Origin of the sequence: Oricola indica, assembly GCF_019966595.1 — a bacterium.
Taxonomy (GTDB): Bacteria; Pseudomonadota; Alphaproteobacteria; order Rhizobiales; family Rhizobiaceae; genus Oricola; species Oricola indica.
This window is the reverse complement of record NZ_JAINFJ010000008.1, coordinates 1-16,024: the sequence shown is the minus strand read 5'-3', so window position 1 is coordinate 16,024 and position 16,024 is coordinate 1. Positions and strand designations below refer to the sequence as shown.

General features: G+C 61.0%; 15 protein-coding genes and 2 tRNA genes. 4 read left to right on the top strand and 13 right to left on the bottom strand.

Features of this window, described 5'->3' with window-relative positions:
• Positions 1 to 17: 17 nt before the first annotated feature.
• From nuoH to LC343_RS17965, 12 genes are all read right to left on the bottom strand, one after another.
• Complete coding sequence (gene nuoH, locus LC343_RS18020) at positions 18 to 1,052, bottom strand: NADH-quinone oxidoreductase subunit NuoH (protein ID WP_223478562.1); 1,035 nt, start codon at positions 1,050 to 1,052, stop codon at positions 18 to 20.
• A 33-nt stretch (positions 1,053 to 1,085) separates the two neighbouring features.
• On the bottom strand, positions 1,086 to 3,173 hold the full coding sequence (gene nuoG / locus LC343_RS18015) for an NADH-quinone oxidoreductase subunit NuoG (protein WP_223478561.1): 2,088 nt from the start codon (positions 3,171 to 3,173) through the stop codon (positions 1,086 to 1,088).
• Positions 3,174 to 3,198: 25 nt separating this feature from the next.
• Positions 3,199 to 3,660 (bottom strand): DUF3291 domain-containing protein, encoded by a 462-nt coding sequence (locus LC343_RS18010; protein ID WP_223478560.1) that lies wholly within the window; start codon positions 3,658 to 3,660, stop codon positions 3,199 to 3,201.
• A gap of 10 nt (positions 3,661 to 3,670) precedes the next feature.
• The gene (locus LC343_RS18005) at positions 3,671 to 4,618 is read right to left on the bottom strand and encodes an NADH-quinone oxidoreductase subunit E (RefSeq protein ID WP_223478559.1); all 948 of its coding nucleotides are present in this window, start codon (positions 4,616 to 4,618) and stop codon (positions 3,671 to 3,673) included.
• Positions 4,619 to 4,712: 94 nt separating this feature from the next.
• A complete protein-coding gene (gene nuoF / locus LC343_RS18000) occupies positions 4,713 to 6,017 on the bottom strand; it encodes an NADH-quinone oxidoreductase subunit NuoF (protein ID WP_223478558.1) in 1,305 nt (434 codons plus the stop codon).
• Between the two features lie 12 nt (positions 6,018 to 6,029).
• A complete protein-coding gene (locus LC343_RS17995) occupies positions 6,030 to 7,271 on the bottom strand; it encodes an NADH-quinone oxidoreductase subunit E (protein ID WP_223478557.1) in 1,242 nt (413 codons plus the stop codon).
• Positions 7,271 to 8,461, bottom strand: a complete 1,191-nt coding sequence (locus LC343_RS17990; RefSeq protein WP_223478556.1) for an NADH-quinone oxidoreductase subunit D — start codon at positions 8,459 to 8,461, stop codon at positions 7,271 to 7,273. Before LC343_RS17990 ends, LC343_RS17995 begins: the two co-directional genes overlap by 1 nt.
• A 58-nt stretch (positions 8,462 to 8,519) precedes the next feature.
• Positions 8,520 to 8,846, bottom strand: a complete 327-nt coding sequence (locus LC343_RS17985; RefSeq protein ID WP_238484381.1) for a four helix bundle protein — start codon at positions 8,844 to 8,846, stop codon at positions 8,520 to 8,522.
• Between the two features lie 84 nt (positions 8,847 to 8,930).
• Positions 8,931 to 9,539 (bottom strand): NADH-quinone oxidoreductase subunit C, encoded by a 609-nt coding sequence (locus LC343_RS17980; RefSeq protein ID WP_223478555.1) that lies wholly within the window; start codon positions 9,537 to 9,539, stop codon positions 8,931 to 8,933.
• A gap of 26 nt (positions 9,540 to 9,565) precedes the next feature.
• The gene (locus tag LC343_RS17975) at positions 9,566 to 10,141 is read right to left on the bottom strand and encodes a NuoB/complex I 20 kDa subunit family protein (protein ID WP_223478554.1); all 576 of its coding nucleotides are present in this window, start codon (positions 10,139 to 10,141) and stop codon (positions 9,566 to 9,568) included.
• The gene (locus LC343_RS17970) at positions 10,132 to 10,497 is read right to left on the bottom strand and encodes an NADH-quinone oxidoreductase subunit A (protein ID WP_223478553.1); all 366 of its coding nucleotides are present in this window, start codon (positions 10,495 to 10,497) and stop codon (positions 10,132 to 10,134) included. Before LC343_RS17970 ends, LC343_RS17975 begins: the two co-directional genes overlap by 10 nt.
• A 359-nt stretch (positions 10,498 to 10,856) precedes the next feature.
• Positions 10,857 to 10,933: transfer RNA gene (locus LC343_RS17965), tRNA-Asp, on the bottom strand.
• A 182-nt stretch (positions 10,934 to 11,115) separates the two neighbouring features.
• On the opposite strand from LC343_RS17965, the gene LC343_RS17960 reads away from it, so the two are divergent.
• The 3 genes from LC343_RS17960 (at position 11,116) to LC343_RS17950 (ending at position 13,593) form a co-directional block, all read left to right on the top strand.
• Positions 11,116 to 11,191: transfer RNA gene (locus LC343_RS17960), tRNA-Val, on the top strand.
• Between the two features lie 101 nt (positions 11,192 to 11,292).
• Complete coding sequence (locus LC343_RS17955) at positions 11,293 to 12,951, top strand: site-specific integrase (RefSeq protein ID WP_223478552.1); 1,659 nt, start codon at positions 11,293 to 11,295, stop codon at positions 12,949 to 12,951.
• 42 nt (positions 12,952 to 12,993) lie between these two features.
• Positions 12,994 to 13,593 (top strand): ArsR family transcriptional regulator, encoded by a 600-nt coding sequence (locus LC343_RS17950; RefSeq protein WP_223478551.1) that lies wholly within the window; start codon positions 12,994 to 12,996, stop codon positions 13,591 to 13,593.
• A 366-nt stretch (positions 13,594 to 13,959) separates the two neighbouring features.
• Here LC343_RS17950 and LC343_RS17945 read toward each other — a convergent pair whose 3' ends face one another.
• Complete coding sequence (locus tag LC343_RS17945; protein ID WP_223478550.1) at positions 13,960 to 14,523, bottom strand: recombinase family protein; 564 nt, start codon at positions 14,521 to 14,523, stop codon at positions 13,960 to 13,962.
• Between the two features lie 304 nt (positions 14,524 to 14,827).
• Here LC343_RS17945 and LC343_RS17940 point away from each other — a divergent pair, with 304 nt between their 5' ends.
• Complete coding sequence (locus LC343_RS17940; protein ID WP_223478549.1) at positions 14,828 to 15,679, top strand: DUF4062 domain-containing protein; 852 nt, start codon at positions 14,828 to 14,830, stop codon at positions 15,677 to 15,679.
• The last annotated feature ends 345 nt before the right edge of the window (positions 15,680 to 16,024 follow it).

The window sequence follows — 16,024 nt, the reverse complement described above, 5'->3', positions numbered from 1 at the left end:
TCCCATGCCTCCCTGTCTCAGGCCCAGCCTGTCAGTTTCAGAAACGCCGCGGTTGCGACGACCATGAACAGCGAGATCGGCAGGAACACTTTCCAGCCGAGGCGCATGAGCTGATCGTAGCGGTAGCGCGGCACGAAGGCCTTCACCATGGCGAACATGAAGAAGACGAGGCTCAGTTTCAGCACGAACCAGAAGACGCCCGGCAGCCAGGTAAACGGCGCGAAATCGAAGGGCGGCAGCCATCCGCCGAGGAACAGGACCGTCGTCAGCGCACACATCAGCAGGATCGCGATGTACTCGCCCAGCATGAACATCATGTAGGGGGTCGAGGAGTACTCGATCATGTGACCGGCGACGAGTTCCGATTCGGCCTCGACAAGGTCGAAGGGCGGGCGGTTCGTCTCGGCCAGCGCCGAGATGAAGAAGATCACGAACATCGGCAGCAGGCCGAGCCAGTGCCAGTCGAGGAAGGTGTTCGGCAGGCCGAAATAGGTGCCGATGCCGTCCCGCTGCGCCAGCACGATGTCCGACAGGTTCAGCGATCCGACGCAGAGCAGCACCGTGACGATCACGAAACCGATGGACACCTCGTAGGAGACCATCTGCGCGGCGGAACGCAGCGCGCCGAGGAACGGATATTTCGAGTTCGACGCCCAGCCGGCCATGATCACGCCGTAGACCTCGAGTGAGGAGATCGCGAAGACGTAGAGAATGCCGACATTGACCGAGGCGATCGCCCATCCCTCGCTGAGCGGGATGACGGCCCAGGCGGCCAGTGCGAGCGTCGCCGAAACGAACGGCGCGAGCAGGAAGATGCCCTTGTTGGCGCTGTCGGGAACGACCGGCTCCTTGAGGACAAACTTCAAGAGGTCCGCAAAGGACTGCAGCAGCCCCCACGGTCCGACGACGTTCGGACCGCGCCGCGACTGGACGGCGGCCCAGACCTTGCGGTCGGCGTAGAGAATGAAGGCCGTGAACACCAGCAGCGCGATCAGCAGGGCAAGCGTCTGCAGCAGAATGATCAGCCCGGGAATGACGTAGGTTTCAAACATGAATGCCGTCCGTTTCCTGCTTTCTTTCCCGGGTCACTCTGCGGCCTGCGCAAAGCCGTTTCGCGCGAGGCTGGAACATTCCGCCATGACGGCGGATGCGCGCGCGATTGGGTTGGTCAAATAGAAGTCTTTGACCGGCGATGCAAATGCTGACTTGCCGGTTTCGCCGCCTTTTTTCGCAAGCGCAGCAATATCATCCGTATTGCCGGGCTCGATCGTGTCGATGCGGGCGAAATGCGGATACGCCTCGTAGAGCGCGGCACGCAACTGCGCCAGCGAATCGAAGGGCAGTTTGTGGCCGAGCACATCCGAGAGCGCCCTCAGAATCGCCCAGTCCTCCTTGGCGTCGCCCGGCGCGAATCCGGCGCGCGTCGTCGCCTGCACGCGGCCCTCGGTGTTGACGTAGGTCGCCGATTTCTCGGTATAGGCGGAGGCCGGCAGGATAACGTCGGCATGGTGCGCGCCGACATCGCCATGCGTGCCGATATAGACCGTGAACGCGCCGTCCTTGCGCTGGCGCAGGTCCATCTCGTCCGCGCCAAGCAGGAACAGCACATCCGAACCGGCCACCATGGAGGCCGCGTCGAGACCGCCCTCGCCCGGCACGAAGCCGAGATCGAGGCCGCCCACGCGCGCCGCCGCCGTGTGCAGCACCGCGAAACCGTTCCAGTCGTCGCTCAGGGCGCCCGTCGCTTCGGCCAGCTTGGCGGCAAGGCTCAGCACCGCAGCGCCGCCCTCGCCCGAAAGCGCGCCCTGCCCGACGATCACCATCGGACGTTCGGCGTCCTGCAGGGTCTTGAAGAAGGAATGCGAGCCGCCCGCGATGTCGGCCAGCGTCTCGGTTCCCGCGCCCAGCATCTCGTAATCGTAGCGCAGGTCGCCCATCTCGCCGATCACGCCGATCTTCATGTCGGATGCGCGCCATGCCTTGCGGATGCGCGCATTGAGCACCGGCGCCTCGAAGCGCGGATTGGCGCCGACGATCAGGATCGCGTCTGCGTTCTCGATGCCCTCGATGGTCGGATTGAAGAGATAGGATGCACGGCCGAGCGACGGATCGAGCGCCGCGCCGTCCTGGCGGCAATCGATATTCGTCGAGCCGAGCGCGCCGAGAAGTTCCTTCAGCGCATACATTTCCTCGACACCCGCGAGATCGCCGGCAATGGCGCCGATGTCGCCACCCGCCTTGCCGTCCAGCGCGGTCTTGATCGCGCCGAAAGCCTCGCCCCACGAAGCAGGCTTGAGCTTGCCGTCCGTGCCCCTGACATAAGGCTTGTCGAGGCGCTGGGTGCGCAGACCGTCCCAGATGAAGCGTGTCTTGTCGGAGATCCACTCCTCGTTCACCGCCTCGTTGACGCGCGGCATGATGCGCATCACTTCGCGGCCGCGCGTGTCCACGCGGATGGCCGAGCCGACGGCGTCCATCACGTCGATCGATTCGGTCTTGGACAGTTCCCACGGGCGGGCATGGAATTCATACGGCTTCGAGGTCAATGCGCCGACCGGGCACAGGTCGATCACGTTGCCCTGAAGTTCGGAGGTCATCGCCTGTTCGAGATAGGTGGTGATCTCGGCATCCTCGCCGCGGCCGATCAGGCCGAGTTCGGAAATGCCGGCGACTTCGGTGGTGAACCGGACGCAGCGCGTGCAGTGGATGCAGCGCGTCATGATCGTCTTGACCAGCGGGCCGATATATTTGTCCTCGACCGCGCGCTTGTTCTCCTGGTAGCGCGACGCATCGACACCGAAGGCCATCGCCTGGTCCTGAAGGTCGCACTCGCCGCCCTGGTCGCAGATCGGGCAGTCCAGCGGGTGGTTGATGAGGAGGAACTCCATCACCCCTTCGCGCGCCTTCTTGACCATCGGCGTGTTGGTGAAGACTTCCGGCGGCTGGCCTTCCGGTCCCGGGCGCAGGTCGCGCACGCCCATGGCGCAGGACGCGGCCGGCTTGGGCGGTCCACCCTTCACCTCGACCAGGCACATGCGGCAATTGCCGGCAATCGACAGACGTTCGTGGAAACAGAAACGCGGCACCTCGGCGCCGGCCTCCTCGCACGCCTGCAACAGCGTGTAGTGGTCCGGAACCTCGACCTCTTTGCCGTCAACCTTGATCACTGCCATGATGCGAATTCCAACCTTAGATCCTTCAAGCGCAACGCTGCGTCTGCCAAAGTTTGACATGCGGCAGATGCGCCCAACCAAATGCTTCCTCGCTATCGCCGTGGAGATCGAGATGATCGAGCTTCGCCCGCGCCTCTTCAAGCGTCGGGACATGCCCTTCCTCGACCCACCACATGGCGAAGTGGTGCGATTTCATCGCCTCGAACCACTCCGCCTTGCGGCGATAAACCTGTTTATGCACCGTGTTCCAGACGAATTGCTCCAGATGCTCCGGTGTCTCCCAAACGCTCATATTGACGATCAGCGTCGGGTCTTCGAATGCCCGGATCGCGAGAGCGCTTCCGGCCTCGTCCTGCAAGCGCCAGACGAAACCCGGCGACCGCTCGGCGATCGCGTTCACCTGGTCGAGACGATTCACGAAGCCGGCGATCCTCGGATCGTCCAGGGCGTAGGCCGGCTTTGCGATGTTGATCTCGGCAAGGTGCATGGCGATACCGTCAGCCCTTCTTCGCGAGGTCTGCGGCCTGCGCGATCCAGCCGTCACGCTCGATCCGGCCCTTGAACTGCAGGTAATCGTCCACCCAGGCGACTTCATAGGGCGTCAGCGCCGCGATCTGGCCATAGGTCCAGATGCCGAGGCTGTTGAGCACGCCTTCCAGCTTCGGCCCGACGCCGGAAATCGCCTTCAGATCGTCCGGCATGTCCGGCTTCGCCATGGCTTTCGGCTTGACGAAATCCTCGGGCATCACGGGCGCGATCGTACCGGAGGCAACCGGCGTTTCCTCGACCGGCGCGGTCTTTGCGAGCGCGACCGGCTCCGGCGTCGCGGCGACCGCCGGCTTGGCGGGCGCGGATTTCGCGGGTGCAGGCTTGGCAGCCGTGGCCTTGGCCGGTTTGGGCTTCGCGGCAGGCGCCTCGGCCTTCACCGTTTCCTTCACGGCCTCCGGCTTTGCCGGCGCGGGTTTGGCCGGCGCGGCCTTTTTCGGTGCGGATTTCTTTGCCGCGACGGGCTTCTTGGCCTCAACGGGCTTCTTGGCCTCGACCGGCTTCTTCGCAGCCGGTTTCGCCGCGACCGTGTCGGGCTCCTTCGTCTCGTCGAAACTGCCGCTCGCGGGATCGAAGTTCAGCGGATTGGCCATGCCGAAGATCTCGCTGCGGCCGCCGGACGTGTCGTTGGCCAGCAGGTTCGCGGCCTGCATCGCGCCCGCCATCGATCCGGCGAAGATGCCGAACATCTGGCCCGCAAGGCCCATGCCGATCGCCGAAGCCGCCGCCATCGCGCCCATGGGATGCGCGGCAAGGTTCGCCACGCCCGCGAATTGCGGCGCGGACGCACCCGCCATCCATTCGATGGCGTCCTTCTGCATTTCGGTCATCTCGCCGGCAAATGCGGCGATGGGCGTTTCGGTCTTCATCGTTTCTTCCGGTAGCGTGGACTTCGACATCGAACCCTCCTTGGGCATCATGTGTCTGTTCGGTTCCCCTACCCCTGGCATTTCCTCTTTGCGGCGGCTGGTTCCGCCTTGCTTGTTGTCGTCTCTATTCCGCGGCCTCCAGGACCGGCTTCGTCTGGTGCGCATTGTGCGAGAATTCGTCGATCCGGCGCTCGATTTCCGGACGGAAATGCCGGACGAGGCCCTGAATCGGCCATGCGGCGGCGTCGCCGAGCGCGCAGATCGTGTGGCCCTCGACCTGCTTGGTCACGTCGAGCAGCATGTCGATCTCGCGCTTGTGCGCGTTGCCGGTCACCATGCGCTCCATGACGCGCCACATCCAGCCGGTGCCTTCGCGGCATGGCGTGCACTGGCCGCAGCTCTCGTGCTTGTAGAAATAGGCAAGCCGGGCGATCGCCTTCACGACGTCGGTCGACTTGTCCATGACGATCACGGCGGCCGTGCCGAGACCGGATTTCAGGCCGCGCAGCGAATCGAAATCCATCGGGCAGTCGATGATTTCCTCGGCCGGCACCATCGGCACCGAAGAGCCGCCCGGGATGACGGCGAGCAGATTGTCCCAGCCTCCGCGAATGCCGCCGCAATGGGTGTCGATCAGTTCGCGGAACGGCACCGACATCGCTTCTTCGAAGGTGCACGGATTGTTGACGTGGCCGGAGACGCAGAACAGCTTGGTCCCGGTGTTGTTTTCCTTGCCGAACCCGGCAAACCACGCGCCGCCGCGCCGCAGGATCGTCGGCGCGACCGCGATGGATTCGACGTTGTTGACCGTGGTCGGGCAGCCATAGAGGCCGACATTCGCTGGAAAAGGAGGCTTCAGGCGCGGCTGGCCCTTCTTGCCCTCAAGGCTTTCCAGCAGCGCCGTTTCCTCGCCGCAGATATAGGCGCCTGCGCCGTGATGGACATAGACGTCCATGTCCCAGCCGCACTTGTTGTTCTTGCCCAGGAGACCGGCGTCGTAGCACTCGTCGATCGCTTGCTGCAGCGCCTCGCGCTCGCGGATATACTCGCCGCGAACATAGATATAGGCGACATGCGCGCCCATCGCGAAACTGGCGATCACGCAGCCCTCGATCAGCGTGTGCGGATCGTGACGCATGATGTCGCGGTCCTTGCAGGTCCCCGGCTCGGATTCGTCGGCATTGACGACCAGATAATGCGGCCGGCCGTCGCTTTCCTTCGGCATGAAGGACCATTTGAGACCAGTCGGGAAGCCGGCGCCGCCGCGCCCGCGCAGACCGGATGCCTTCATCTCGGAGATGATCCAGTCCTTGCCCTTCTCGATCAGACCCTTGGTGCCGTCCCAGTGCCCACGCGCCATCGCGCCCTTGAGCGACTTGTCGCGCAGCCCGTAGATATTGGTGAAAATGCGATCCTTGTCAGCGAGCATCGTTCATTCCCCTTACCGCGGCTTCTTGCCGAAAACGCGGACATATTCATCGACGCCCTTGGAGAGCGCCTTGGCCTGCTTCACCCAGTCGTCCCGGTCGATTCGGCCCTTGAATTTCAGATAGCCGTCGACCCATTCGCGCTCGGCCTTTTTCCAGCCAGCGACCTGCTCGAAGGTGTAGATGCCGAGCGAGTTGAGCGTATTCTCGATCTTCGGCCCGACGCCGGAAATCAGCTTCAGGTCGTCAGGATTGGCGGGCTTGTCGATCGCCGCCGGCCGGTTCTTGTCATCGAGTGACGTCTCGCCAGCCGCCTCAGCCGGCTTTTCGCCCGGTTTCGCCCGGCCGGACGCCGTCGACGCGAGATTCATGGTCGCATTGCCGTTGCCTACGGATTTCTCGACAGGCTTCTTCTTCGGTTTCACGCCGCTCGCCGTGCTCGCGACCTTCATCGTCGGCCCCGACTCCTCGGTCTTGGCATCGACTTCGGCCTTGGAAGCCTTGGTGCGGCCGGGGCCCTCGGCCTCGTCGGGATCGGCGAGCGTGTCGTCGCCTTCCGGAGCCGCGGTCTCGGGCTTGGCCGCCTTGGTCATCTCCTGCGGCCCGTTGCCGTTGCCGCGCGGTGCCGAGGCCGCCTTCCTCGATTCATCGTCGAGCAGCGTGACCGGACCGCCGACAGGCGCCGAATAGATGCGGTCGATCTGCGGACCGGGCGTGATCGTGTCGCCCTTGCCGGCCTCGAACGCGTCGATGATCTCTTCGAGCCGCTCCGGCGTCAGGTCCTCGTAGGTGTCCTTGCCGATCATCACCATCGGCGCGTTGACGCAGGCGCCCTGGCACTCGACTTCCTCCCACGACAGCTTGCCGCCGTCGCTGAGCGCGAACTGGTCGTGATGGATGCGGTTCTGGCAGACCTTCTTCAGGTCCTCCGCGCCACGCAGCATGCAGGGCGTGGTGCCGCAAACCTGCACATGCGCCTTGGTGCCGACGGGCTGCAGCATGAACTGCGTATAGAAAGTGGCGACTTCCAGAACACGAATGCGCGGCATTTCCAGCGTTTCGGCGATATGCTCGATGGCAGCCTTGGTGACCCAGCCCTCCTGCTCCTGCGCGAGCATGAGCAGCGGAATCACGGCCGATTGCTGCCGGCCTTCGGGGTACTTCGCGACCCACTTGTCCACCTCGGCGGTCATCTCCGCGCTGAACGCGAAATCCGCCGGCTGGACGTTTCCTTCTGCGAGACGACGAACAGACATTAGCGGTCCACCTCACCAAACACGATATCGAGGGAGCCGAGTACGGCGGAGACGTCGGCCAGCATGTGGCCGCGGCAAAGGAAATCCATTGCCTGAAGATGCGCGAAACCGGGCGCGCGCAGCTTCACCTTGTAGGGCTTGTTGGAGCCGTCGGCGACCAGGTAGACGCCGAACTCGCCCTTGGGCGCCTCGACGGCTGCATAAACCTCGCCCGCCGGCACGTGATAGCCCTCGGTGTAAAGCTTGAAGTGATGGATCAGCGCTTCCATGGAGCGCTTCATCTCGCCGCGCTTCGGCGGAACGATCTTGCCGTCGACATTCGAGACAGGCCCGGTCGCCTCGGAACCGAGCAGGCGATCGACGCACTGGCGCATAATGTGAGCGGCCTGGCGCATCTCTTCCATGCGGATCAGGTAGCGGTCGAAGCAGTCGCCGTTCTTGCCGACGGGAATCTTGAAATCCATCTCGTCGTAGCACTCGTAAGGCTGCGCTTTGCGCAGGTCCCATTTCGCGCCCGAGCCGCGCACCATGACGCCCGAGAAACCCCAGGCCCAGGCGTCTTCCAGCTTGACGACGCCGATATCGACGTTGCGCTGCTTGAAGATGCGGTTGGCGGTCAGCAGCCCGTCGAGATCGTCGACGACCTTGAGGAACGGATCGATCCAGTTGCCGATGTCTTCGACCAGCTTCTGCGGAATGTCCTGGTGGACGCCGCCGGGCCGGAAATAGGCCGCGTGCATGCGCGCGCCGCAGGCCCGCTCGTAGAACACCATCAGCTTCTCGCGCTCCTCGAAGCCCCACAGCGGCGGCGTCAGCGCCCCGACATCGAGTGCCTGAGTCGTGATGTTCAGGAGGTGCGAGAGAATGCGGCCGATCTCCGAGAACAGGACGCGGATTACCTGGCCGCGCTTCGGCACCTCGATCTCCAGCATCCGCTCGACGGCCAGCGCAAAGGCGTGCTCCTGGTTCATCGGCGCAACATAGTCGAGCCGGTCGAGATAAGGCACGGCCTGCAGATAGGTCTTGTGCTCCATCAGCTTCTCGGTGCCGCGATGCAGCAGACCGATATGCGGATCGACACGCTCGCAGACCTCGCCGTCCAGCTCCAGCACAAGGCGCAAAACGCCGTGTGCGGCCGGATGCTGCGGCCCGAAATTGATGGTGAAATTGCGGACGTTATGCTCGGTCATGACACACCTCCGGCGGTCAAGCGAATAGCGAGTAGCGAATAGCGAATAATCGTGCCGTTCATTCTGCCATCTTTTCCTGCAGTCGTCTGATCATCGATCTGATCATCCTGCCCAATTCATCCGTTCTGGCGAGCAACCCGCCCGCGATTTTTTCATCCAGATATCCAAGCCGTCCGGCGAGGATCAAATGGGTTTCCAGTTCTTTCAAGGAGCCTTGTGCAATTCTCAGGAACTGCACGAAAGCCCCGGTATTCTCCCGACCATGCCCTTCGGCGATATTGGCCGCAATGGAAGTCGAGGCCCGTCGAATTTGGCTCGTCATTCCGTAGGTCTCGCTTTTGGGAAAGCCAACCGTCTCCCGGTAAACATCAACCGACAAATCCATGGCCAGCTGCCAGATCCGAAGGTCGCGGTATGACGTTATGTCCGAAATCGGCTTCCCTACTCGCTATTCACTACTCCCTATTCGCTATACACTTTTCTTTTCATCGCCCGGCAGCACATAGTCCGTGCCTTCCCATGGCGAGAGGAAATCGAAATCGCGGAATTCCTGGCGCAGCTTCACCGGCTCGTAGACGACGCGCTTCTGCTCGTCGTCGTAGCGCACCTGCACGAAGCCTGACAGCGGGAAGTCCTTGCGCAGCGGATGGCCTTCGAAACCGTAATCGGTCAGCAGGCGGCGCAGATCCGGATGGCCGGAAAACAGCACCCCATACATGTCGTAGGTCTCGCGCTCGAACCAGTTCGCGCCGGGATAGACGCCAACGGCGCTGGGAACGGCCGTGTCCTCGTCGGTCTCCAGCTTGACGCGCAGCCGCTGGTTCAGCGTCGGCGACATCAGGTGATAGACGACGTCGAACCGGCGTTCGCGGCCCGGATAATCGACGGCGGTGACATCGATGAACGAGACGAATTTCAGCTGCACATCGTCGCGCAGCGCGGTCAGCAGCTCGATCAGGCTGCCGATTCCGGTCGTGATCGTCAGTTCGCCAAAGGCGATGCTCGTCTCGTAGTCGATCCCCTCCAGCGCATCCGCGAGCGTACCGGCAAGGTCATTGAGCGTTTCGGTCGTGGCCATGTTTCATGCGGCTCCGTTAGCGGCGATCAGCGTTCGATCGTGCCGGTTCGGCGGATCTTCTTTTGCAGCAGGAGCACGCCATAGAGCAGCGCCTCCGCGGTCGGCGGGCAGCCGGGAACGTAGATGTCCACCGGAACGACCCGGTCGCATCCGCGCACCACCGAATAGGAATAGTGGTAGTAGCCGCCGCCATTGGCGCAGGAGCCCATCGAGATGACATAACGCGGCTCGGGCATCTGGTCGTAGACCTTGCGCAAGGCGGGCGCCATCTTGTTGGTCAGCGTGCCGGCGACGATCATCACGTCGGACTGGCGCGGAGAGCCGCGCGGCGCGAAGCCGAAGCGCTCGCAGTCGTAGCGCGGCATCGACATCTGCATCATTTCGACGGCGCAGCAGGCCAGGCCGAACGTCATCCACATCAGCGAGCCGGTGCGCGCCCAGTTGATCAGTTCGTCCGTCGAGGTGACGAGAAACCCCTTGTCGGCGAGTTCGTTGTTCATCTCGCCGAAGAACGGATCGTCGGCGCCCACGGGCTTGCCCGTCTTGGGGTCCAGCACGCCTTTCGGCTGCGGCGCGACGAGCGTGTTGTCGCTCAATCCCATTCCAGCGCTCCCTTCTTCCACTCGTAGATAAAGCCGATGGTCAAAACGCCAAGGAAAACCATCATCGACCAGAAGCCGAACATCCCCAGTTCGCCGAACGAAACCGCCCAGGGGAACAGGAACGCCACTTCGAGATCGAAGATGATGAAGAGAATCGCGACGAGGTAGAACCGTACGTCGAATTTCATGCGCGCATCGTCGAAGGCATTGAATCCGCACTCATAAGCCGAGAGCTTCTCGGGATCCGGATTCTTGTAGGCGACGACGAAGGGAGCGATCATCAGGGCTGCGCCGATACCGGCGCACACCAGGAGAAAGATGATGATCGGCAAATAGGATGCGATGACTGCGTCCATGGTCTGGCTTCACCATTTCATTGCGCGGCGGGACGGTCTCCATGGCTTGATGGGAAGACCCGTCGAAAGAGGCCCCTCGCCGCTCTTGCGATGCCCACGGGTTAGACCTTGGAGCCGTTCTACGCAAGTGCAACATAAGCCGAAATCAGCGTGAAAAGTCACTCCTGCGACCGTTCGCCCGCTCCGGAGCCCGGAACTCAAGTCACGGGATTTACCTGACTTTTTTAGTCATATTAAATTCGAAACAATATCGCACCGCGGGTTACCGGCAGTGCTCTGCGAACAGTGGAGAAACAATGAGGATTGCGTTTTTTGCTCCCCCAGGGAGGGCTGCGCCATTTTCCAGCTATTGTGGAAAATGGCGCGAGTGACGGGGCTCGAACCCGCGACCTCCGGCGTGACAGGCCGGCACTCTAACCAACTGAGCTACACCCGCGTTTTCCGTCCGGGCCGTGGCCCGAAGCGTGAGCGGTCAATTAAGCGGTTCCCCATACCCTGTCAAGCGAACCGCAAGCGCCTCGTGCAGGTTTTTTTACCACCCGGAATCTGCGGCGCGCGAAACGCCAACCAACGCTTGCATCGACGCGCATTCCCGCTTAGATACCCGCCACGGTTTCCGGGCGGTTAGCTCAGTTGGTAGAGCGCTTCGTTTACACCGAAGATGTCGGGAGTTCGAGCCTCTCACCGCCCACCATCATTCTCCCTGTAGCGCCAACAAGTTAGTGTTTTTCTTGGCATTTCGCAAGTCGGACTGCTACGAAAAGGTGCACTATGAGCAAGCGGAGAAGATGGACGATGGCCGGTCCAAGCAAGCGCGGCGACATTTGGTATTACCGGAAGGCGACCCCGACCGACCTTTGGAACCGACGCGAAGAACTCTTGGCTCTCCGGCTCCAGGTCATACGCGAGGTCTGGCGTTCGCTGGAAACCAAGGAGAAGGCGGTTGCGGATCGCCGCTATCGGGATATCGCAACTGACCAAGAGGAGCAGTGGGACCGATGGCGTATATTGCTCGAAGCGGATTATCGGCACCTGACTGAGAAGGAGCGCATGGCGTTGGCGATAGAGGACGCCGTTTCCTTCCGGGACAAACACGAGGAAAATCCGAGCGAAATCCCACCACCTCGCCGCTTGCTTGAAGTGCTGGCCGAAAACCTGCGAGACCACTACTGCCGCCTTTCGCTGCGGGATGGTGATTCCGTCTTCACACTCTCACAAGAGCTACTCCCCCTCTCCCGGCCCGAACTTGAGGAGCGCCTCTCCGCCTTGCAGAGCGCAAACCTTCCCGTAGCACAGCGGGACTTGGTGGCGGAGTTCTTAAAGGCCCTCACTAAATCAGACGAGGCCGCCGCCTACGCAATCGCCAAGGGCTTGGCGGACAGGCATAGGGTACGCCTTACCACCTCCGAGCGGTCGGCCCTCTCCGAGCAGGTTGGGCGGTTCAGGGAGCGTGCCCGCAACTGGTTGGGCGAGAACGCAGAGGGGAACTATGAGACCCCCGCTTGGGCAGCCAATCCCCCTGTCTTTGTCGGGGGCTCCAGAAAGACCGTAGATGAGACCTTTCGCAGTGTGATTGAAGAGCGAGAGAGGATGGTCACACTCGGCACGGCACCCGCACGCTCACCCGCGACATTCAAGAAGTATCGGAGGGTGTGCCTCGAATTCACCTCTTGGCGGGGCTCAGAGCGAATCGCCACCGTGAGTAAGGACGAGGTTCGGCGGTGGATGGAGAAGTTGCGAAAAGATGGTCTCTCCGCCAAGACTCTTCGGGATAAAGTGTTAGTGTTAAGCGCGGTGGTGAAGTGGGCAATTCGCCAGAATGACAAGACGATATTTCCGAAAGGCGACCCACTCGAAGCGCTAGAGCTACCTGAGGCGCAAAGGCCGGACAGCGCAAATCGGACTTATACGAAGGAGCAGGCGCGGCTGGTCCTGCTTGCCAGTAGAGATCAGCGGCTAGCTTTCAAGCGCTGGATGCCGTGGCTGATGGCCTATTCAGGCATGAGGATTGGAGAAGTCTCGCAATTGGAGCGCAATGACCTGGAGGAGTTCGGTGGCCACTGGTTCCTTCACGTCCGCCACGATGGGCAAGGAAAGACCACCAAGACCAAAACAAGCCGTGTGGTCCCCATTCACCCCGCAGTGATTCGCGAGGGATTCATAGAATATGCTCGCGGTGCAAATACCGCGCTCATCTTCCCGGAGAAGCGCAAACAGCAAAGCCTTGGGGAATGGATTCGTGGCGATGTGTTGAAGGAAGAGAGCCGCACCCCTCCTCCCGCTCACGGCTTCCGTCACCTTTTCGAGGACCTACGGTTGGGCGTCATGTCCGACGATGTGGCCGCCTATATTACGGGGCGATCAACGGGGAGGAGTTCCCAGAAATACGGAAAGAGTCGGGAGATGTGGACTAAACTCGCAGCGGAGATGGCAAACATCGACCCTCTCCTTTAGTGTAAAACCGCCCATGGTGATAAACTGTTGGAGGGGCGCGAGTTGGATAAAAAGCACCTCAATTTCAGGACCCTACAGGGATACCTTGATGCTAATCTTGTAATGCTTTCGCTTAAGGGTGAGATCAACGCCTCAATCATAAACACGTTCCTTGGCGTAGCGTTGTGGGGTGGTATACACGATGGGGAAGAGCCTTTAACGCTTCACGAATTGGCGAGTAGAATCGGCCTCAGCGAAACAACGGTATCCAGGCATTTACGCTATCTAGGAGACTGGGAGCGCCAAGAAAAACCCGGTATGGGCCTCGTCAAAACAGATACCTACCCGAGGAACCGGAGACAGAAGGTCGCCAGCTTGACGACGAAGGGCGTTCACCTGAGAGACCAACTCCTAGCAGTCCTGCCGGATCAACGAGGCATGACCAAGAGGCGCAAACAAGGTCCACGAGAAATAGCGGCACGCGCTTTGTGTCGGATGGACGGGCACCCCGAGAACATCCAATTTGAAGGGAGGCCAATGTGGGCGTCATACCTCCCGCAGGTGGACGCGGTTCTAATGGCCGCACTGCCTTCAGACAAACTCGCTAGCGTGATGGCGGAGGAGCAAGTCCTCAAGGACAATGAACCTGAGGACGGTGCTTGATGCGTGCTGTCCTCCCGGTAGTGGGGTCGGTGCTCGTGGTCGTTGGGGCGGCTTGGTTCTGGCGGTATTCGATCACACCGACTACCACGCCTGTAATGTTCCTCCGATATGACCGCTGGACGCACGGCGTTGAGCTTTGCCACTTTGAGAAGACTGGAGGCATAGAGTGCCTTTCACCCGGTCAATCACATGCCAACGCAGAACCGAAGGGAGAGACCCCGGCCCAGACTGCAAGGCGGCTGAAAGCTGAGAAGCAACGCCTCGAAGATAAGGTCAGAAGCGATATCCGTGCGGGACGTGGAATCGACTATAGGGCCATCCTCAACATCGTGACAATTGAACAAGGCATCGACCCCGCATCATTGGCTAACTAATGGCCTTCTGCACAGTCGCCTTGGAGAACCCCACCTCCGCAGCGATCTTGCGGATGGACATGCCGTCTTCTCGTAACTTGGCAATCTTCGCCTCCACCTCCGAGGTCACTAGCTTAGGTCTCCCCCAAGGCTTGCCTTCCTTTTCAGCTTCCGCCTTGGCCTTCGCGATGCCTTCCATCTGGCGTTCTTTCCTGAGGGCCGTCTCAAACTCCGCGATGGATGCAAGGATGCCAAAGACCAGCTTCCCCGTGCGGGTGGTGGTATCTAGGGAGGCGTCATCAAGGACCTTGAAGCCCACCCCCTTGGCCGTGAGGTCTTCCACGATCTGGTGGAGATGGCTGGTGGAACGGGCCAGCCTGTCCAGCTTGGTGATTAGCAGCGTGTCGCCTTCGCGGAGGTACTCAAGGCACCGCGCCAATTCGGGCCGCTCCTTGTCCAGTCCTGAGACCTTCTCCGCAAAGACCTTGGTGGCTCCCGCCTCCTTGAGCCGCTCCACCTGGCCCTCGTGCCGCTGCCCAACGCTCGACACACGCGCATAGCCAATAATCTCGCCCATAACGTCTACTATCCTCTTAAGGTATCGTGGACATATAATTAGTGGACGCTAAAGGTACAGTCAAGAGGATTGTGCCAAAAAGGTTTACATTTGTGGACGCTTTTGATTGCGGTGGGCTGGCCTGCCCCCGGCTCACCTTCACGCCATGGGGGTGGGGGCCTAGGGTCGTTTCCTCAGGCAGCGGCGGGGGCCATGGGGGGAAACGCGAGCGCCGCCACGTTTATTCTGGATGTTGAATTTACGACCCCTTGGAGCGCGTCCGGGATTCCCCTAGTCTCCGCCCTCCGGTCGGCAGAGGTGTGCAATGGGCTATCAGGCTACAGTTCTTAACATAATGATCGCGTCACCTGGCGACACCAACGAAGAGCGCCAACTGGTCCGGCAGGTTATCCATGAGTGGAACTCTGTCCACGCTGAGGATCGCAAGCTGGTCCTTATGCCGGTCGGTTGGGAGAGCCATGCGTCACCCGAAATGGGGGACCGTCCTCAAGGGATCATCAACAAGCAGATTCTCAAGGAGTGTGACATTCTGATCGGACTCTTTTGGACTCGGTTTGGAAGTCCAACGGGTGTGGCCGATAGCGGCACCGAAGAGGAGATTCGGGAACACATAGAGGGGAAGAAACCGACGCTTCTTTACTTTTCGTCCGCTCCCGTGGTGCCTGACAGTATCGATCAAGACCAATATGCAGCCGTGAAGCGCTTTCGAAAAGAGATGCAGGGGCTGGGGCTGCTGGCAACCTATGATTCGACCACAGAGCTACAGACGCTTCTTACCCGCCAACTCGCTCAGACCATCAATCGCATTTTCAAGCGGATGGGGCCAAACGGAAATCAGAACGGCTCGGGCGATGCACTCGTGGGCGGTGCTCCAAGAACTCAGGGCATAGACCTCTCAGAAACCGCAAAGGAATTACTCCGAGAAGCCGCGCATGATCGGAAAGGCCAAGTGTTGGTGTTATCGCTTATAACTAGCGACCACGTGCAGACAAACGGACGAGACTTTGTGGTGCGCGGGGATGTTCGCTCCAGTGCAAATTGGCTTTCCGCCGTGCAGGAACTCCAACGAAGGGGACTGCTTGAGTATCATGGAGGCACGCCACACGAGGTTTTCCGTGTGACAAGTCGGGGATATGAACAGGCGGACAATCTTTAGTGCGTGGCGGCGGCTTGTGGTGTCGTGCTTGAGGTGGCTAGCATGGTGCTGGCGGCTGCCGCTGCCAATCGTGGCGGTCGGCATGTGGACCAGATGCTGGCCGCCACATTCCTAGGACCCGGAAGCAATCCAGTCCGGTTGAACACGAGAAGCAGGTCTCTGCCGTGCATCGCTGTGCGGCTGGAGACCCATGAAGACCTAGAGGGGAGGAGGCGGGTATCACCACCGCCATCTTTACACTCGGAGTCGCTACCCAAAGCATCACTTGAAGCACATGCTTTAAGCTCCCGTCTCCATGCTCTTCCTTATCGATGAGGATGGGTCTGATAAACAATCAGCCCTTAC

Excerpts from the sequence above, each read along its gene's own strand:
- nuoH (WP_223478562.1), bottom strand. The coding sequence starts at position 1,052 with ATGTTTGAAACCTACGTCATTCCCGGGCTGATCATTCTGCTGCAGACG.
- nuoG (WP_223478561.1), bottom strand. The coding sequence starts at position 3,173 with ATGGCAGTGATCAAGGTTGACGGCAAAGAGGTCGAGGTTCCGGACCAC.
- LC343_RS18010 (WP_223478560.1), bottom strand. The coding sequence starts at position 3,660 with ATGCACCTTGCCGAGATCAACATCGCAAAGCCGGCCTACGCCCTGGAC.
- LC343_RS18005 (WP_223478559.1), bottom strand. The coding sequence starts at position 4,618 with ATGTCGAAGTCCACGCTACCGGAAGAAACGATGAAGACCGAAACGCCC.
- nuoF (WP_223478558.1), bottom strand. The coding sequence starts at position 6,017 with ATGCTCGCTGACAAGGATCGCATTTTCACCAATATCTACGGGCTGCGC.
- LC343_RS17995 (WP_223478557.1), bottom strand. The coding sequence starts at position 7,271 with ATGTCTGTTCGTCGTCTCGCAGAAGGAAACGTCCAGCCGGCGGATTTC.
- LC343_RS17990 (WP_223478556.1), bottom strand. The coding sequence starts at position 8,461 with ATGACCGAGCATAACGTCCGCAATTTCACCATCAATTTCGGGCCGCAG.
- LC343_RS17985 (WP_238484381.1), bottom strand. The coding sequence starts at position 8,846 with ATGGATTTGTCGGTTGATGTTTACCGGGAGACGGTTGGCTTTCCCAAA.
- LC343_RS17980 (WP_223478555.1), bottom strand. The coding sequence starts at position 9,539 with ATGGCCACGACCGAAACGCTCAATGACCTTGCCGGTACGCTCGCGGAT.
- LC343_RS17975 (WP_223478554.1), bottom strand. The coding sequence starts at position 10,141 with ATGGGATTGAGCGACAACACGCTCGTCGCGCCGCAGCCGAAAGGCGTG.
- LC343_RS17970 (WP_223478553.1), bottom strand. The coding sequence starts at position 10,497 with ATGGACGCAGTCATCGCATCCTATTTGCCGATCATCATCTTTCTCCTG.
- LC343_RS17955 (WP_223478552.1), top strand. The coding sequence starts at position 11,293 with ATGGCCGGTCCAAGCAAGCGCGGCGACATTTGGTATTACCGGAAGGCG.
- LC343_RS17945 (WP_223478550.1), bottom strand. The coding sequence starts at position 14,523 with ATGGGCGAGATTATTGGCTATGCGCGTGTGTCGAGCGTTGGGCAGCGG.
- LC343_RS17940 (WP_223478549.1), top strand. The coding sequence starts at position 14,828 with ATGGGCTATCAGGCTACAGTTCTTAACATAATGATCGCGTCACCTGGC.